At 33.3% G+C, this 19,883-nt stretch carries 10 protein-coding genes; all 10 read left to right on the forward strand.

Going from position 1 to position 19,883, the window contains the following annotated elements; translation table 11 throughout:
* Nucleotides 1-94 precede the first annotated feature (94 nt).
* The 10 genes from NNL09_RS17605 (at nt 95) to NNL09_RS17650 (ending at nt 19,487) form a co-directional block, all read left to right on the forward strand.
* Nucleotides 95-4,501, forward strand: coding sequence for a translocation/assembly module TamB domain-containing protein (locus NNL09_RS17605; protein WP_231389175.1), 4,407 nt, complete (start codon nt 95-97; stop codon nt 4,499-4,501).
* 59 nt (nt 4,502-4,560) lie between these two features.
* Nucleotides 4,561-5,547 carry a 6-phosphofructokinase gene (gene pfkA, locus NNL09_RS17610; RefSeq protein WP_196910415.1) on the forward strand — a complete coding sequence of 329 codons (987 nt, stop codon included), beginning with the start codon at nt 4,561-4,563 and terminating at the stop codon, nt 5,545-5,547.
* A 1,079-nt stretch (nt 5,548-6,626) separates the two neighbouring features.
* Nucleotides 6,627-6,899, forward strand: a complete 273-nt coding sequence (locus NNL09_RS17615) for a hypothetical protein (RefSeq protein WP_025667746.1) — start codon at nt 6,627-6,629, stop codon at nt 6,897-6,899.
* 340 nt (nt 6,900-7,239) lie between these two features.
* Complete coding sequence (locus NNL09_RS17620; RefSeq protein WP_196910414.1) at nt 7,240-11,586, forward strand: PKD domain-containing protein; 4,347 nt, start codon at nt 7,240-7,242, stop codon at nt 11,584-11,586.
* 21 nt (nt 11,587-11,607) lie between these two features.
* Nucleotides 11,608-15,405: a DUF6443 domain-containing protein gene (locus NNL09_RS17625; protein ID WP_196926481.1), complete on the forward strand. Its 3,798-nt coding sequence runs from the start codon at nt 11,608-11,610 to the stop codon at nt 15,403-15,405.
* Nucleotides 15,406-15,414: 9 nt separating this feature from the next.
* Complete coding sequence (locus tag NNL09_RS17630) at nt 15,415-15,813, forward strand: hypothetical protein (protein WP_196910401.1); 399 nt, start codon at nt 15,415-15,417, stop codon at nt 15,811-15,813.
* Nucleotides 15,814-15,918: 105 nt separating this feature from the next.
* Complete coding sequence (locus NNL09_RS17635; protein ID WP_256525698.1) at nt 15,919-16,920, forward strand: RHS repeat domain-containing protein; 1,002 nt, start codon at nt 15,919-15,921, stop codon at nt 16,918-16,920.
* Between the two features lies 1 nt (nt 16,921).
* The gene (locus tag NNL09_RS17640; RefSeq protein WP_196910399.1) at nt 16,922-17,395 is read left to right on the forward strand and encodes a hypothetical protein; all 474 of its coding nucleotides are present in this window, start codon (nt 16,922-16,924) and stop codon (nt 17,393-17,395) included.
* 552 nt (nt 17,396-17,947) lie between these two features.
* On the forward strand, nt 17,948-18,670 hold the full coding sequence (locus tag NNL09_RS17645) for a DUF6794 domain-containing protein (protein ID WP_196910398.1): 723 nt from the start codon (nt 17,948-17,950) through the stop codon (nt 18,668-18,670).
* Between the two features lie 352 nt (nt 18,671-19,022).
* A complete protein-coding gene (locus tag NNL09_RS17650) occupies nt 19,023-19,487 on the forward strand; it encodes a nucleoside monophosphate kinase (protein WP_025666920.1) in 465 nt (154 codons plus the stop codon).
* Nucleotides 19,488-19,883 lie beyond the last annotated feature (396 nt).

The raw sequence follows: 19,883 nt of genomic DNA on the forward strand, positions 1-19,883 counted from the left end.
AGGCATAGAAATTGTTAATATTGTCAACAAAGTTAAAACAATAAAACGTATCAGGAAATTTAGGAAAATATTGTTAAGGACATTTCTTGTCCTTTTGTCGCTATTTGCATTTTTGGTAGTGCTGTTTTCTATTCCTGCGGTTCAAACCTATTTTGCAGAAAAAGTTACCAATTATCTTAATGAAACCTATGGTGTTGATATCCATATTGACCGAATAGGATTAACCTATGCAGGTAATGTATATCTCGAGGAAATCTTAGTCAGAGACCATCATCAGGATACATTAATATATGCCGGGAGTATAAAAACTTCTATAGGAAGTATTACACAAGTGACCAAAGGCAGACCCGAGTTAGGGCAAGTTGCTATAGAAGACCTGATCTTTGATATGAAAATATATAAAGATGAAAGTAGTGATAACCTGATGACGTTTGTTAGAAAATTCAATACAGGGAAAAAACCACCTTCTGGAGAAAAATTTATCCTTTCAACAAAAAATATCGACCTGCAGCGAGGAAAATATAGTTTTACTAATGAGAATTTAAGAAACCCGAAAGCCGTAGAGTATACCGATATCGTTCTTGATGCAGAGAGCCTTTTGGTAGATGGCGATGATGTATATATTACTATAGATGCCTTATCGTTTAAAGATTTTAGAGGATTAGATGTTTCCAAGCTTCAAACTTGTTTTACGATAACTTCTACAGATATGAAGTTTCAGGAATTGGTTATAGAAACCAACGACTCTAAGATCGAAGGTGAAATTCTATTCTCTTATGATGTTGGAGGGTTAGACGATTTTGAAAATAAGGTAAATATTACCGCAGATTTTGATAATGCAACTATTTCTACCAATGATTTGATTCCTTTTTACCGTGAATTCGGAAAAAACCAAATGCTTAGGATGCAAAATACCTCGGTTAGAGGAGTGCTTAATGATTTTAAAATAGTTAATGCTAACATATCGGGATTAGATAGATCCATAATACAAGGAAATATAAGAATTAAAAATGCAGTTAGCGATGCCTCAAAATTTGAGCTCGAAGGAGATTTTAAAAACTTAACCAGCAATTATTATGATCTGGTGAATTTATTACCAGATGTGCTAGGCACCTCTTTACCACGGCAATTATATCAATTTGGTAGTGTGCGTGCCGTTGGTAATGCTATTGTAACTACAAAAGCTGTAGATATAGATATGGATCTGTTTTCACAACTAGGGAAGATTAATGCCTTTGTTTTGTTAGAAAACCTTAATGATATAGAACGTGCATCCTATAACGGAAATATTATTTCTAATAATTTTAATGTAGGACAGCTATTAGGTAGAAAATCAATAGGAAATTCTGTTTTTGATATTCATGTAGACGGAACAGGTTTTACTTTAAAAAGCCTGAATACCAAGATAGAAGGAGATATTAGCAAACTTGATTTTAATGGGTATACCTATACAGGTTTAAAAGCACAGGGAAACCTTAAAGACCGTGTGTTTGATGGTAATCTTAATTCTAAAGATCCTAACATAAGGTTTAGTTTTAATGGGGTAGCAGATTTATCACAAGAAATACATAATTACAATTTTAAGGCTTATGTAGATCATATGGATCTTAATAAGCTAAACTTATTTACCCGAGACAGTATTTCTGTTTTTAATGGCGATGTATACATGAATATGAAAGGAACGGGGATTAATGATGCTTTTGGTACAATTGCTTTTGAAAAAACCCTGTATACCAATCAGGATGCAGGATTTTATTTCGAAGATTTTGAGATCAGATCAAGTTTTGATGATAAAAATATACGCACCATTACAATCAATAGCCCAGATATTGTAGAAGGTAATGTAAAGGGAATTTTTAGATTCGAAAATGTTTATGACCTGTTTAGAAATTCTATTGGAAGTCTGTATACCAATTTTGAAGCCACCGAAATTACCGATGATGAGTTTATGGAGTTTAATTTCAATATTTATAATAAAATAGTTGATGTATTCTTTCCAGAAGTCCAATTTGCACCAAACACCAGTATTAAAGGAAAAGTAGAGAGTAATGAATCAGAGTTTAAACTTACGTTTAAATCACCATCGATTCAGGCTTTTGATAATTTTATGGAGGATGTCGATATCCAGATAGATAATAAAAACCCATTATTTAATACCTATATCGCTATTGATAGTATCGATTCAAAATATTATGATGTTTCTGAGTTTAGTTTGATTAATGTTACCTTAAAAGATACCTTATTTATGCACTCAGAATTTAAGGGGGGAGAAAACAATAAAGATAATTTTAACTTGGAGTTCTATCATACGATAAACGAAGATAATAATTCTGTAGTAGGGATAAAAAAATCTGATTTCACATATAAAGGCCATACCTGGTATGCCAATAGAGAAAAGAGTAAAGCAAACAATAAGATTATTTTTGATAATGATTTTAAAAATATAGATATACGATCGGTAATCTTTAGTTATCTGGATGAAGAGATCAAGCTTAATGGAGTTACCAGAGGTAAAGATTATAAGGATCTAAAAGCAACCTTTGAAAATGTAGATCTTAATAAAATAACACCCAGGATTGATAGTTTAAATTTTAAAGGGAGAGTAGATGGAGAATTATCGGTTCTTCAGGAAAGTGGTAATTACCTTCCGACTTCTACTGTAGTGATTCGGGATTTAGAAGTTAATAAGACACTGCTGGGAGAATTAAGATTTAATGTTTCCGGAAACGAAGATCTTACACAATATAACGTGAATACACGGTTGATTAATAACCAAAAACAAAAAACATTATCTGCCATAGGAGGAATTAATGTTTCAAAAACAAACCCATCAATAGATGTAGATCTAGAATTAGATGATTTCGATATTTCAGAATTTAGTGCACTCGGGGGAATCGTACTTACCAATATACGAGGGTTTGTTTCGGGAGAAGCAAAAATATCGGGTAGTTATAAAAACCCCTCTATGGATGGAGTATTGACATTAGATCAGGCTGGTCTTACAGTACCCTACCTTAATATTGACCTCGATTTAGGCGATAACTCAAAAGTTATTTTAAAGCAACAACGTTTTAACTTTGATAATGTTGATATTACAGATACAAAATATAAAACCAAAGGTATTCTGAGGGGATACATTGCACATCGAAGGTTTTCTAAATGGGAACTTGGATTAGAAGTATTGGCTAATGAAAGACTCCTGGTTCTGGATACCGAAGAAGACGAAGAATCCCTGTATTACGGTACCGGCTTTATAAGTGGTGATGCAACTATCAAAGGGCCAACCGATGAATTGGTTATCGATGTTAATGCAAAAACAGAAAGAGGCACTATTTTTAAAATTCCGTTAAACGAAACAGAATCTATAGGAGATAATTCATATATCCACTTTTTAAGCCCCGATGAGAAACGAGCCCGACTAGAAGGAAAAGAAATTGTACTAGATGATATAAAAGGACTCGAACTTAATTTTGAACTTGATGTAAATGATAATGCCGAAGTAGAGGTTGTCGTAGATAAAAGTACAGGAAGTTCGTTAAAAGGGCGTGGAGCCGGGACATTACTTATTGAGATTAATACCAATGGTAAATTTAATATGTGGGGTGATTTTGTAGCGTATGAGGGAACGTATAATTTTAGATATGGAGCCTTTGTAGAAAAACTGTTTACTGTTAGAGAAGGAGGGACAATTAATTGGGATGGAAGCCCTACAAGAGCACTTTTGGACCTTAGTGCAGTATACAAAACAGAAGCAAATCCTGCAATATTGTTAGAAAACTCTTCTATAAACCGTAAAATCCCGGTAGAAGTAGTAATAGACCTTCAGGGAGAATTAATTCAACCTAATGTTAATTTTAATATAGAATTTCCCAACTTAAGCTCTGTGATAAAAAGTGAGTTGGATTATAAACTAAGCGATCAGTCTAATAAAGAATTACAAGCACTCTCTTTGGTCTCTTCTGGGCAGTTTTATAACGGAACCCTTGATGCCAACGCACTTACTGGTGGTTTGGTGGCAGAAAGAGCATCCAACCTTTTTAATAATGTTTTCTCTGATAAAGATGATAAGTTTCAGGTAGGGTTAAATTATGTTCAGGGTGTTAAAAGCTTGGATCAGGAAGATGCAGATCAGTTTGGGTTAACCCTTTCTACCCAGATTAGTAACAGAATTCTGATTAACGGGAGAGTAGGAGTTCCTATTGGAGGAGTTAACGAATCTAGTGTCGTTGGAGATGTTGAGGTAGAATACCTTTTTAATGAAGATGGATCCCTGAGAGGAAAGATTTTTAACCGGGAAAATACAATTCAATTTGTAGGTGCAGGAAATCAGGGATATGAACAAGGGATTGGACTTTCATACTCAGTTGATTTTGATAATTTTAATGAATTATGGACTAAGATTTTCAAAAATAAAAAAGCAAAAGATTCTATTGCAAAACCCAAGGATACGACCAAAATTGAAACTCCGAATTTTATTAACTTTACCGAAAAGAACAACTAATCTGTTAAGCAAAGATTTTATTTCAATGGCAGATCAATTCATCTACTAAATATTTAATTATGGCAAAAGAGATAAGAACCATTGGTGTTATGACTTCGGGAGGAGATGCTCCCGGAATGAATGCAGCAATACGTGCTGTGGCGAGAGCATGCGCTTATTATAATGTAAAATGCATAGGGTTTTATCGGGGATACCAAGGGATGATAGAAGGAGATCATACCGTAATGAATGCCAGAAGTGTTCGCAATATCATTAGTAGAGGAGGAACAATACTTAAATCTGCCCGATCTGTAGATTTTAAAACTTCCGAGGGAAGAAAAAAAGCAGCAGATCAGCTTAAAAAAATAGGAGTAGATGCTATGGTTCTTATTGGTGGTGATGGGACATTTAGAGGAGGACAGATTTTTAGCGAAGAATATGATATTCCTGTTATTGGTGTCCCGGGTACTATAGATAATGATATTGCAGGGACAAACTATACGATTGGTTATGATACTGCCTTAAATACAGTGATCAATGCGATAGATAAAATACGAGATACGGCCAGCTCACATAATCGATTGTTTTTTGTAGAGGTAATGGGCCGTGATGCCGGATTTATTGCTCTAAATAGTGGAGTAGGCGCAGGAGCAGAAGAAATTCTGATTCCCGAAGAAGACCTAGGGCTTGACCGATTATTAGAATCACTAAAACGTAGTAAACGATCGGGTAAATCGTCGAGCATAGTCGTAGTAAGTGAAGGTGATAAAACAGGGAAAAATGTATATGAATTGGCAGACTATGTAACCGAAAACTTACCAGATTATGAAGTAAGAGTCACTGTCTTAGGACATATGCAGCGCGGTGGCTCCCCATCATGTTTTGATAGAACACTGGCTAGTCGATTATGTGTTAAAGCAGTAGAATTACTTCTAGACGGAGAGAAAAATGTAATGGTAGGTATTATTAATAATGAAATTACAGCAACCAGTTTTGATGTTGGGCTAAAAGAAGGCCATGAAATTAATAAAGAATTACTTCGTATTTCTGATATTCTTTCTACTTAACTTGAATTCGATGTAAGAATTTAGTTTGAAAAAACCGTCAAATTGAGACATCCAATAAAAATTTTATCTAGTGTTTAAGCTTGACGTTCCAAAGCAGGGCTTTGAAATCTTTTTTCACCAGTATAAGATTTGTTTTGCGTTAAAAAATCTTGAAGCCTTGGAAAGATTTTAGCAAAATAAATCTGGTTTTCAATGAAATTGAAAAATACCTTGAAAAAGCGCCTTTTCTTTTGGTTCGTTTTCTTTGGGCGAGCAAAGAAAATGAATAGAAGGACAAATCAAAGGAAATTAGATGAAATATAAGAATGTTTAAGTTTATGAAAAACAAACCCTAATGAAATACGCCAATGGTAGTGATTTTTCATAATGACCTCTCGACTGTGCTCGAGATGACGTGGAGAAAAGTTGTATCGATCCTTCGACGAAGCTCAGAATGACAAGGTTTTTGCTTAAAAATTTATCCTTCACTTCAAAATGTAAATTTTATCAAGACTACAATTAAGATTGTAACATGAGGCTTTTAAAAATTTGATGCATTAGTATCATTTTTTTTTCTCATTTCATTGCAAAAACCTTTCAGATTTTTGTTTTTTCTGCAATACTAGTTTTTGGATAAGAGTTGTGTTTAAGTGGTTTAAAAATAGTGTTTTACATATGTTGAAGTAAGTCGTATTTGATAAATACCGACTTACTTTTCTTGTTTTTGATTGCGTTGTAACCGTACATTTGAGAAAACAAAAAAATAGTAAGATGACCCAATACAAAGGATACCAAAAGAAACAAAATTATAGCGAATATTCTAAAAGAATGTATATAACAAAATACCTTTTTTAGCCCCATTACGTACCTAATGTAAACTACCCCATAATTGCATTAAACAATGACTAATATTCTCATTACTTTACCTTAGATAATGCATTAGGAAATGTATGCTGTGTTAAGCGTATAGCAAAATATTCGGTATGCTTTTAGAGATAGCATATTGTGTTTATGTCGATGTTTAGAAAACATCTTTCCTTACTTTTTAGCACTTATATTAAAGTTCTAGTGCACTATCTGGGTTTAATCTGCAACTCATCATGAATAGTATTATCAAACAAATCGAACTTATAGAACGTATTGATCAACTTATTCGATTGCAAGCAACAGGAGCACCAGATGAACTGACTTCTAAATTAGGAATTTCAAAAACCAAACTGTATCGCATTATTAATACAATGAAAAGTTTAAATGCTCCTATCGAGTACGATATCACGATACAGAGTTTTGTGTATGCCGAGCCTGTTGATTTTACTTTTGGGTTCTACACAAAAGATAGAAAAACGAATATAATCAACCCTTTTATAGGGTAATTAAGGGAGTAGTTAACCCGAAATCCAAGACCCAAAATCTGTAACCAAAAACCCCCTTCAAATTTATTTCTAAAAAAACTTTCACTTTTTTTTCTCAGTCCCGAAAAACGAAACTGGGATAGTTTAATATTGCATCGGGAATATGATTAAAAAATAAAAAGCAAGTTCATTTATAGTGCTTTATCCATGTTTATAAACGCTTACTAAAAGTTGCAAATCGGTATACAATTTCTGATTTGTTTTCATACTTGGTTGGAGAGGTATTTATGGGTTTTGCACCGGGAAAATAAAATATATACAACCTAAATAGTAATAAGTCATCAGTAAATTATATTCAATCATGAAAAAATTTCTAGTTTTCAATGTGTTGTTATTTCTTTTAAATATCAATACATTCTATGGGCAGACCGATTTGCCTAATGTAATTTCTCCATCACCAGAAGCTTCAAGTATCACCAAATTTGTTGATATGAAAATCAATGAGTATCAGGGGATGATACAACAACAAATACCATTATATCAAATTAGTGATGGTACAATAAATCTTCCCATCAGTTTAAATTACCAATCTGGTGGTTTTAAAGTGGTTGAATCTTCTAGTTCTATTGGGTTAGGCTGGTCATTATATGCTGGAGGTGCAGTAACCAGAAGTGTAAATGGTTTACCCGATGATAACTCAGGAACAACAAAAGGATTTCTTACCGTAAGCTCAGAAGTCGACTATGATTATCTTAGTCATGGAGAAAAAAACCAAACTCGTTATAGTTATTTACAAAGTATAGCCCAAGGGTGTTATGATTCTCAACCCGATATTTTTAATTTTAATTTCAATGGGTATTCAGGTAAATTTCATTTTGATTGGGATAGAAATATTATTATTTCTTCAGAATCTGAGGTTACCATTACACCTATTCAGAATAATGGAAATTTATCAAAAATAGAAGGATGGATATTTAAAACCCCGAATGGTTTTACTTATACCTTTAGAGCTAATGAAACTACTACAAATATTAAATCGGGAACGAATTTATGTTATTTAGCTCAGGATGGTTTTAATTCTTCATGGTATCTCACCAAGATTACAGATGCTATAGGAAAGAGAAGCTTGTTCTTTGAATATGATACCTACACTATTCAAGATCATAATATCATTAAAAGTCAATCAAGAACACACCCAACAGGAGGAAACTCACAATGTGGAGGTACTATATCCGGGACACTACAATACAACTCTACCAATATAGATATTGGTGGACGTGCTCTTCGCAGAATTTATTCTGATACTTCTCCTGTAGAAGTGCTTTTTGTTGCGGGAACTAACAAAGTTATGGATACCAGTACAGATTTTTATGCAATTGCAGAAATTCAAATTAAAAACCGTGTTCAAAATACAATGATTAAGAAGTTTAAACTTACTCATTCTTATGAGACAGGAAGATTAACATTAAAATCGATACAAGAGTTTGGAAAAACTAATGTTGGTTTACCTCCATATACATTTTTCTACCACGGTTCATTACCCTCCAGAGGATCTACAAAGAAAGATCACTGGGGATATCCTAATGCTAATAGTGGACAGGATTTGCTTCCTCCATATTTTATTCATACTTCAGGGAATAAATTCGCTAGTTTTGGAACAGCAGATAGATCACCAAATTTTGAAGGATCAAGGAACGGAATTTTATATAAAGTTGTGTATCCAACTGGGGGCTATGATGTGTATACCTATGAACAAAATACGTATGGACATATAGGAGGGCTTCAAATTGATGAGTTCGAAGTTAATAAAGCTAACCCACAAGTAAATGCAACAGGAGATTCAGCACATGGATGTACATCGGTAGTTACTGATACGGATACCAAATCATTTACCATACCAGCAAATCCGGCAAATCCACAAGCTAAAATACTAACTAAGGTATCCGGGCATGTAAAAAAGTATACCGAAGACTATTTTTCTGCAGGTAAAACACCTAAAGCAAAATTAACCGACAGCCAAGGAAATATAATTTATCAGGTTAGCTTAACTCATAATAATATTAATGAATATATAGAACTATTACCTGGGCAATATACTCTAAGTGCAGAAGCTACCTGGAGAGACTGTGATATTACTTCAATAGATATTGCTAGGATGTCGGTTTTATATGATGAACCTACAAATATTCGATTATACGAAAAACCTGCCGGCGGTGTTCGGGTTGCATCGATTAGCAAGTATAACAGTAATGATGAATTAGTGTTATCTCAAACATATGATTATAAAGATGAGCAAGGGTATTCTTCAGGTTTTGTACATAAAGAACCTAACTATCTTTTTGATCAGGAGTCTTTAGTCTGGGTGGCTTCAGGAAGTGGTGGGTATAATATTATATGTCAATCTATTGTTGCTCTGGATGCAGATAGGTCAAATTCAGGAATGACTACAGGAGGGCATTTAGGATATAAAAAAGTAACGATCATTCAAAAAGATGGAGCAAATGGTAAAACTGAGCTTAATTTTGTAGGAGCTTCTAATATAGTTTCAGAGGCTTTTCCTTTTCCACCTTCTATAGATAGAAATCATTCTAATGGTAAAATTATAGTATCCAAAACTAAAGATCGTAATGGTAAAACTCAAAAACAACTTACAAAAGCATATAAAATAAAGGAAGTATTTACAAACGCTTTAAAAATAAGTTTTAAAGGAGGTACTCTTTTTGATGAAGGTAATTTTGTATTTGGGAGATATCGTATTCTAATAGGGCATAGCCAAACAGAAAATGAACAAACCATAACCAAATTGCATAATGAAGATTTCATTACCACTACAGCGTACAAGTACAATTCATCTTTACAGAAATTAAAAGAGCAGACCACTCAAAGTACCAATAAGGTAGAGAGGCAAGTCTTTTTCTATCCAGAAGATTATACACAATTAACAGGACTAACTCAAAAAGAGATTAATGCATATCAAAGTCTAGTTAATGATCACAGGATTTCAAAACCTATTCAAAACGAGTTATACACAAAAGTTGGAACTGATGCTGAAAGATTAAGTGCCACTAGCCGGATCACATATGTAAATACTATTTCTACTTTTCACCAAACGCTTCAAGCTTCGATTGCAACGGCAAAAAATAACGGGACATTACAAACTGATATTGAATTTGATAAATATGATGACAAAGGAAATATTCTTCAATACAAAAAGACAGATGGTATAACCACTAGTTTTGTCTGGAGTTATGATAAGATGTACCCGGTAGCTAAAGTAGAGAATGCAACATTTCTGGAAATTTCGGTAGCATTAGGAATCACAGAGACAGCTTTGAAAAATTTTGGTACAGGATCTCTAAATACTTTAGACAATTTGCGAACAGCTTTACCTAATGCTATGGTATCTACGTATACCTATGACCCGTTGATAGGAAAAATAAGTGAAACAGATCCCAAAGGGTATACCATGTATTATCAATATGATGATTTAAATCGTCTACGATATGTTGTAGATAATGATGATAAAGTAATCGAAAGAATTAACTATAATTATATAGGGCAACATCCTGATCCTTATGATGGAATTATATTTAGCATCACCAGTTCGGGTGCTGTTAGTCCCGGGAAACCTATTACATTTACTGCTGGTGCTCTTCAGAATCCTAATGACTACTTATACACCTGGTTTGTAAATGGTAATCAGGAACAGTGCGATAGTGCTACATCTTTTACCAAAACATTTACTAATGAAGGTAGCTATAGTATTACTTTGGTAGCATATAACACCAAGACCAAAAGGTTATTAAAAAGTAAGCCAACACCTGTTATTATACGGTATTCTCCGCTTGTTACCCCTATAATTAGTGCAAACCATACCAATATTTTAAAAGGAACAGTAACCACCTTCACCGCTTCAAGTGTAGGAGGCGGTACAGAGAACCTAAGATACGAATGGTATGTAAACAATGTAAAACAAGCCAGTACGGCAACCACATTTGCATATACTCCTGATACCGCAGGAACCTATAATGTATATTTTAAAGTTATCGATAATGTAAGCGGAAGATCTGTAGATAGTGCTATAAGAAAGCTATACGCATATAATCCGTTAACTGCAGCTAATGTAAGCGCTTCAAACGAACATATTGTACGAGGAACCACAACAACATTCTTTGCTTCTGGTATAGGAGGTGGTACAGAATTATATGGATTTGAATGGTTTATAAACGATGTACAACAGCCTGTTACAGGAACGACACTTTCATACAATTTCCCTAATTCAGGAACATATACAGTTAAATTCCGATTAGTGGATCGGGGACTAGAGAATGGATATTATCAGTGGGGTGCTAATGCTCCTGTTTTAAAATCATATCCTGGTATGGTGGCGAGCACCAGTCAATCTCATACTTCTATTTCTGGGACTAATCCGAGCGTGTCGTTTAGCATCACCAGTTTAACAGGAGGTTCGGGATCACGTCAGATTTCATGGAAAGCTTATAAGAGTACAAACCTTTCTCATGCCTTAGGATCAGGTAGTGGTACAAACTTTGGTTTTTCTAACTTTTCAAATGGCACTCATGAATATACCATTAAGGCGACTATAACAGATAATCTTACAGGTCAACAAATCACCAAAGTGATGATCGTTCTTGCTACGGTTACTACAGGCGGCGGTGGCGGTGGTAATACAGGAGAACAACATTAATCCCATAAACAATATAACAAGATGAAAAAACAAATTATATACAGTATTATAGTACTGCTTATGGGACTCAAACTTCAGGCCCAGGTAGTATTATCAGACAAGAACTATGTACATATAACAGTTCCGCAAACGGCTTTGACCACTGCAGAGATGGAGAATGTAAACTGCTCTACTATTAATGATCTAGACAGGGCTATAGAGAGTATAACCTACTATGATGGGTTAGGCAGACCTATACAAGAAAGAGCTATTCAGGCCTCACCTAGTGGTAATGATATTGTAACTCATATCACCTATGATGATTTTGGTAGACAAGCAAAGCAATACTTGCCTTTTGAATCTGATAAAACCATAGGAAGTTATCAAAATGTGGATATAAACATGGATATCAACCAGTATTATAAGGATACCTATACTAGTGATTTTTCTGGCATCACCGATCTTAATCAGATCAATGCCTACTCAGAGAATCTTTTTGATGGTTCGCCACTTAATCGAGTAATAAAAGTAGGTGCTCCTGGTGCAGCTTGGAAAGTTACTAATAGCGATAATGATCATGCTATTAAAATAAATCAGTATACTAATAGGGCTAATGAGGTGTTATATCATAAGGTAGATTTTGCTAATCCAAATGATACCGAAACCCCTAGCCTGGTACAAGATGGGTATTACGCTGCAAATGAGTTACATATCACGATTACCCATGATGAGAACTGGACTACAGCAGATAGTAATAATCGTACGACTAAAGAGTATAAGGATAAGGAAGGTAGAGTGATATTAAAGAGAACCTTTAATGCAGGATCAGCACACGATACCCATTATGTGTATGATAGATTTGGGAATTTAACATATGTTATCCCTCCTAAAGTAACTGCTAGTGATGGGGTAAGCCAGAGTGAGCTTGCAGAACTCTGTTATCAATACAAGTATGACAACCGTAATAGACTAATTGAAAAGAAAATCCCTGGTAAAGGAGATGCTAATACTTTTGAATCTATTGTCTATAACAAGCTAGATCAACCGATCTTAACCCAGGATGCGAACTTAAAAACAAGCAATGCCTGGCTCTTTACCAAATATGATGTTTTTGGCAGGGTTACCTATACAGGTAAGATTACTGATAACCGAGATAGAAAGACCATACAACAAGCTGTAAATACAGAATCTACCTTATGGGAGCAGCGCGGTGCCGCTGCCCAGATCGATGGTACTACTATTTATTATAGCAATACAGCATTCCCAAAAACAAACCTGGAGTTACATACCATCAACTATTATGATGACTATGGGTTTGATCTTGCAGGCTTAACCAATCCCGGTACGGTATATGGTGAGACTATATCAGATCAAACCAAGACACTGCCTACAGGAAGCAAGGTACGAGTACTAGATACCTTTGATTGGATTACTACGGTTACCTATTATGATAAAAAATCAAGACCTATCTACGTAGCTAGTAAAAATGAATATCTTAACACTACCGATATGGTAGCAACCCAATTGGATTTTGTAGGTAAGGTAGAACAAACCAAAAGTACCCATACCAAAGACAACAATACACCGATTATAACCATAGATAGTTTTACCTATGATCATATGGGTAGGATGCTCACCCAGCGACAATGTATAGAAGATGCTTCTGGGGTAAATTGTAATGGTAATACTGGGGTTACGCCAGCAGTAACCTTATCACAACCGATTACCCAAACTACAACTACTGTAGCAGGTAATACCATTACCTTATCTAATGGTTTTCATTTTGCAGCTACAGCTAGTACCTCTTTCTTTGCTACGATCCAGAACGAGGAATTCCCGGGAGAATTAATTGTATCTAATACCTATGATAAGTTAGGGCAATTAATTTCTAAAGAAGTTGGGGGAGGATTACAAGAAGTTGATTATACCTATAATGTAAGGGGATGGTTGACTAAAATCAATGATCCTGATATAGCTCTTGGTAACAAACTGTTTGCTTTTAAGATCAATTATAACACCACTACAGAAAACCTGGGAGCAACGGCTTTGTACAATGGTAATATTAGTGAAACCACTTGGAAAACAGCAAATGACAATACCAAACGTGCCTATGGATATCAGTATGATCATCTAAATCGAATTACTCAAGGACGCAGTACTAGTGGTCATTATGATGTAAGTGGTATCACCTACGATAGAGTTGGTAATATCCTCTCTTTAAATCGAAAGGGGCATTTAAATACTGCAGCTAATTCTTTTGGGGATATAGATATGCTAGCATACACCTATGATAGTGGCAATAAACTCTTAAGAGTGACTGATACCGGAAATACAACTTTTGGTTTTAAAGATGGTAGTAATACCAATGATGATTATACCTATGATGCCAATGGAAACATGATTATAGATCAAAACAAAGGGATCACAAGCATTACCTATAATCATTTAAACTTACCAAAAACAGTAACTGTAAATAATGCTTCTCATACCGGAAATATTACCTATATTTACGATGCCACTGGGGTAAAACTAAAAAAGATTACCACAGAGGGAAGTTCATCAACAACAGAGTATGCTGGTAATTATGCGTATAAGAATGGAGTTTTAGAGTTCTTTAATCATGCAGAAGGGATTGTAGAGCATGAAGCCGATGGGTATAAGTATGTATATCAGTTTAAAGACCACTTAGGGAATATTAGGCTCTCCTATAAAGATGCGGATAAGAATGGTACTATAACGCAAAGTGAAATTGTGCAGGAGAAGAACTATTATCCTTTTGGGCTCGAACATCAAGGGTACAACTTCGCTGTAAATGGTAGAAAGCATAATTATGGATATAATGGTATTGAGTTAAATGAAGATTTAGGTCTTTATGAAATGGATCTTCGACAATATGATCCTGCAATTGCAAGATGGACTGCTATTGATCCTGTTACTCATCATTCGATGTCTACCTATAATGCTTTTGATAACAACCCGGTATTTTGGGCGGATCCAAGTGGAGCTGATTCCTCACCGCATGATCTCTACCAACAAGGAATTAACCCTTATGACACATTTGGAAATCTTCCAGGAAATGTATTTGCATCTGGAGAGGCAGGAAAAAGTAGCGGGAATAGTGGTTGTCCTAGTGGTTGTGATGGTGTTGCAAACCCAGATAATCCTATTGAATTAGATACAGTAGTTATTAATGGTTCTTCTACTCCTAGTAATTATGTAAGTAATGATTATTCTTATTATGGATCAGAATCTTCTTATGAAGCGGATTATCCTGAATTTGGAGGATTAAGTTTTGTAGAGAAAGCAACTTTATGGAATAAAAAATATTCTAAAAGTTTTGATATATATGCAACTCAACTTGAAGCACATTTTCAAGAAATAGAAAGGCAAAGACGAGGAGAACATTTATTGCATTTTGGTAAGTTTATGGCCATGATGTGGGGATTTGGAGGTAACTATAGCCTTGCAGGGCCAAGCTTATCTATACGAAGATTTAATTATACTCCTAGAGGTTACAACCCTATAAATCAAGGCGACGATATAGCTCTGGGGCTTCGAGATAATCTTTTTAGTTTTGCTAAATCTAATGGTTTTAAAACTTATAAAGATTTTAGTACTGGAATTCAATTAGATAAAATTAAATCTGCCATTAGTAATCCTTCTAATAGACTTCATTTTGATTTGACTGGATTTTCAAGATATCAATTTTCAAAATTTAATCCTAGCGGTCCTATTAGGCATGGTAATATAACTAATTGGGAATTGCATACGATACTTAATACTCCAGGAGCTCTTCAAAGAACGACATTTTATAGTAATGGTTCAATAACAACATTTTAATAAAAAACAATGATGAAATATATCTCAGATAGACGTTTTAAACTATGGGCATACTCTATTGGTCATGGTTCAATGATAATACGAAGTGAAATGCAATATCCTGATGTTGAATACACTACAAAATATGATCCTAATTGTACTATTGATATTGAATTTTGGGGGGTGAGATATTTAGATATAAAAACTGATTTCAGTAATTTGGTACTTAGCCAAGAATTATCTAATATACCTAAAAGGTTTTTGAGTATAATCTCAGAAGAAGATTTAAAAGTCTTTAAATTGGAGTCATCTAATGAAACAAATTATGTCGTTGCAGCAGGTTGTTTAGTAGGAAAATCCATGTGGACTAATGAAGATAGGTTACATAATATAGACTTGAGTTATCAAGAAGAATTGTTCAATATTTAATTAGGTAATGAGGATAATGTCCCAAACTGGTGCTTTTGAAAAGAAGCATTATAAAGTTTGATTATCAAATAAATTATTAGATCAGACCGCGACAATGATGGAAAAATTGACTTAGAAGGTACAGGGGAAGATTTAGATAATGATAATCGTGTAGAAGAATATGAGGTTGTAGAAGTTAAAGATTACTACCCTTTTGGGATGAGAATCAATTACGGAGCAAGCCATCCTAACTCTATGGTTAATGGTAGAAAACATAACTATGGGTTTAACGGTATGGAACTTACGGAGAGTTTAGATTTAAATCTCTATGAGATGGACTTACGTAAGTACGATCCTGCAATTGCACGTTGGACAGGAATTGACCCTATTACACATTATTCCATGTCTACATATAATGCTTTTGATAATAATCCAGTATTTTGGGCTGACCCTAGTGGAGCTGATGCAGCTTGTAATACTTGTGGAGAAGCTACCGATATGTATGGAAGAAACAGGTATGACCAAAATGGAATGTATATACCACCTCATGAGAGAAAAGAAAAAACAAATTCTTCTAATGATCCTGCTGTAAATAAAGATGAATTTACACAGAAATATCCAGAGAAAATTAATTTCAATAATGTTGTTAAAAAGAAAGATGTAAAAAAGTTTTTAGATCAAACCATAGAATGGTTTGGGTTTGTAGATAAATTTGGAAACAAGTCATTAAGTCCAGGAAGTATTATAGATTTTTTTGCAGAACCTGTAACAAAAAGGTCATGGGGACAGGAACTATTCGATGATTTAAATGCTATGCTAGGAGGAGAAAAGAAGAATGAGGTTAATTTAAACGATGGGAATGGAAATTTTGTGAGAATTGGATATTGGACACATATAAAAGATAATGTAAAAGTATATAGTGCAAGTAGTGTTACATTTCAAGATGATATAGGAAATAATAATTATAGAATAGCAATAAGATCTCATGATACTGGAACAGGAAGACCACAAGCTATTATTTTTATGCATTTTACAGGGAAAAACAAAAAATTCTATAACAAAATATATAACAGAATTAAATCTTATAAATATGAAAAAGTTAAGATTATACCACATAATAAACAATAACATGAAATATATTAAGATAACTATACTAGTTGTATTATTTTTTTCATGTAACAAAGAGAAAGAGTATAATTCAGATAATGTTTTAGTAGTTGGTAATTGGTATGATTTAAAGAAAGAAAGTTATCAAGAGTATTATTTTGATGATAAAAGCATGTATACTTATGACCCATATTCTGGTAATGTTTCAGAATATCATTACATAACAAGAAACGATTCTATTTTCAGATATTTTGTTCATCCAGAACTTAGTTCAGAATACAAGTTTTATGATAGAATTATAGAACAAGGTTCTTTACAGATTAAGTTAGAAAATACAACTTTAATTAAAGTAAAAGAAGATTCAAATACTTTAGAAATGTTCATTAATAATAAAATAGATGAAAAAAAATATTATACTTCATGCATGGATCGAGAAAAAAATACTATACCACCTGACTCAAAAACAAGTTTTAAGATAAATCTTGATGATATTTAGGAGTAATGGGAAATAAGGGTAATGGGTCAAACTGGTGCTTTTGAGAAAATCCGATTGCTCGGATATGATAGCGCAGAAATGTTTTCTGTGCTAGACATAAGTAAATGATAAGAATATATAAATGATAAGAACCAGTTACAGTGATGTAGCTGGTTTTTTTATTTAGATTAAAATATTCTAGTTTCATTTTTTGAAACTGTACTATTGTATTTTGGCAAGATGAGCAGGAATTATAATATTTCATAATACATCTGGTTATATGTGTTTAGTTTCGCTATGGTGTATTGTAAATATAGTAGTGTAAAAAAATATTAGGATGACTATAATACAGTGTAGAGATCGATATTTTTTGGGTTGTCTAAAACTGTAGTGCCACTAGCGAGACGCTAGCGGGAGCGGGGATTGATAAGCTCTGATGAATCAATATCAAGGAGCAAAGGTATTCCTGTATATATGTCTAACCAATTAGGACAATTAAAAGTATTAAATTATAAAACAGGGCGTAATGAAACATTACCTAAAAGAATTCCAACAAAAAAAAGAAACTAGTATATGAGTTTTAAATATTTATTATTTTTTATAGTTTTTTGTCTAATCGGATGCCAAGATAGGCATGATCCATTGCATAAGACTATTGAGGAAATAGAATCTTCATGGACTGAAGAACAACTGAAAGAATTTTCTGAAAAACCAGACAGTGTAGCTTTAGCAGAAATACATTTTGGTTACGGTATGGACTTTAGAAATAAAAAATTCAGAAATGAAAAGGATACGACATTGGTTAATTATTTTCATTCATTAGATATTTATCATGAGGATTATATGTCAAGTATTATTTTTGCTTCTTTACATAGAAAATTAAACAATAAACCGATAGATTTAGATGAACAATTGAAATTGATACACTCTATCGTTACTGAAGTTAAGACTAAAGAAGATAAAAACACAAAAAGAGCTATCAGATATTATAAGAAGTATTTTAAAGGTGACACTATTTTAGTAAGAATGCCTCTAAGAAACAAAGAGTATGCAACACGTTATTCGTATCCAGAAGACAGTGAATGGGTTTATAACGATAGTATAGATTTATTAATAAGAGGAGTAATTAAAGAAAAACCTAAGTTAAAAGATACTATGGATATGTATTTTAAATTACAAATATTATCGATGAATCATGATAATATTAAATTTGTATCTGATAATATTGGTATAGGGGATATAATAGACTCAGATTTTAGACTTGATATAATTGAAGATGTTCCCCGCTCTCGCTAGTGGCGTCAAAGCTTTAAGGATAAGAATATATAAATGATAAGGACCAGTTACAGTGATGTAGCTGGTTTTTTTATTTGGATTAAAATATTCTAGTTTCATTTTTTGAAACTGTACTGTTGTATTTTGGTTAGATAAACAGGAATTATAATATTTCATAATACATCTGGTTATATGTGTTTAGTTTCGCTATGGTGTATTGTAAATATAGTAGTGTAAAAAAATATTAGGATGACTATAATACAGTGTAGAGATTGATGTTTTTTTGGGTTATCTAAAACTGTAGTGCCACTAGCGAGACGCTAGCGGGAGCGGGGGTTGTTAGTCTTGATTTTACAAAATAATTTAAAATATTATGAATATAATTTCAGTAGTTTCAACTCCTTCAAAATCATTATATAATAAATTGAACAATTTATTTGAAGGTTATAAAATTATTTATTTTTCTGAATTGATAAGAAATAATGTGTCAAATAAAAGCGATTTATGGACTTCAATTAACAATGATATATTATCTGGTAAGCCTATAAAGGATGAAGATATTTGCAATCTAATTTTGGAACAGTTTGTTGAAAACATTATTGAAAATTATATACTATTAGGTTTTCCTAGAACTGCACAACAATTAAAGTATTTAGAAAACTTATTAGACACCGGAAAAATAAAATATAAATTAATAGGTGTTTTTAGTAAAACAGAAAATAATATTACTCTTAAAGAATCATTTAAAGAGAGAAATGATGTAATTGAAGTGACTAATTTCGATGATTTACTCGCTCTCCAAAGAGCGATTACTCTGCGAATTTCTGTGACTTCATAGAGGTAAATGAGTAATACATATAATAAACAGTTACAGGCCTATGGTTTGTAGCTGTTTTTATGCGATATAGTTACCAAGAAATTAGATTCGTAAGATTATCTTTTAGTTTTTTCTTAGAGATAGAGGTTTTTTTATGCATAAACCTCTTGGGTTATGTATATCAGTTTAAAGATCACTTAGGAAACATACGATTAGTCTTATAAAGATGCTAACAAAGATGGTGCTATAACGCAAAGTGAGATTATACCCAATGGCACGGATTTGCAATCCGTGAAACACACCAAAATACAAAAACAGTCATATCATGAATGACTGTTTTTTTATTATCATAAATTATTAATAATTGTTCAGTTCCGAAAAATGAAACTGGCGGGACGTATTATTGTAGCATCAAAC

The sequence above is a fragment of the Aquimarina sp. EL_43 genome (assembly GCF_943422735.1).
Taxonomy (GTDB): Bacteria; Bacteroidota; Bacteroidia; order Flavobacteriales; family Flavobacteriaceae; genus Aquimarina; species Aquimarina megaterium.

What these genes read in the sequence shown, in the direction of transcription:
- pfkA (WP_196910415.1), top strand. Translation starts at nt 4,561, where the DNA reads ATGGCAAAAGAGATAAGAACCATTGGTGTTATGACTTCGGGAGGAGAT.
- NNL09_RS17615 (WP_025667746.1), top strand. Translation starts at nt 6,627, where the DNA reads ATGAATAGTATTATCAAACAAATCGAACTTATAGAACGTATTGATCAA.
- NNL09_RS17620 (WP_196910414.1), top strand. Translation starts at nt 7,240, where the DNA reads ATGAAAAAATTTCTAGTTTTCAATGTGTTGTTATTTCTTTTAAATATC.
- NNL09_RS17625 (WP_196926481.1), top strand. Translation starts at nt 11,608, where the DNA reads ATGAAAAAACAAATTATATACAGTATTATAGTACTGCTTATGGGACTC.
- NNL09_RS17630 (WP_196910401.1), top strand. Translation starts at nt 15,415, where the DNA reads ATGATGAAATATATCTCAGATAGACGTTTTAAACTATGGGCATACTCT.
- NNL09_RS17640 (WP_196910399.1), top strand. Translation starts at nt 16,922, where the DNA reads ATGAAATATATTAAGATAACTATACTAGTTGTATTATTTTTTTCATGT.
- NNL09_RS17645 (WP_196910398.1), top strand. Translation starts at nt 17,948, where the DNA reads ATGAGTTTTAAATATTTATTATTTTTTATAGTTTTTTGTCTAATCGGA.
- NNL09_RS17650 (WP_025666920.1), top strand. Translation starts at nt 19,023, where the DNA reads ATGAATATAATTTCAGTAGTTTCAACTCCTTCAAAATCATTATATAAT.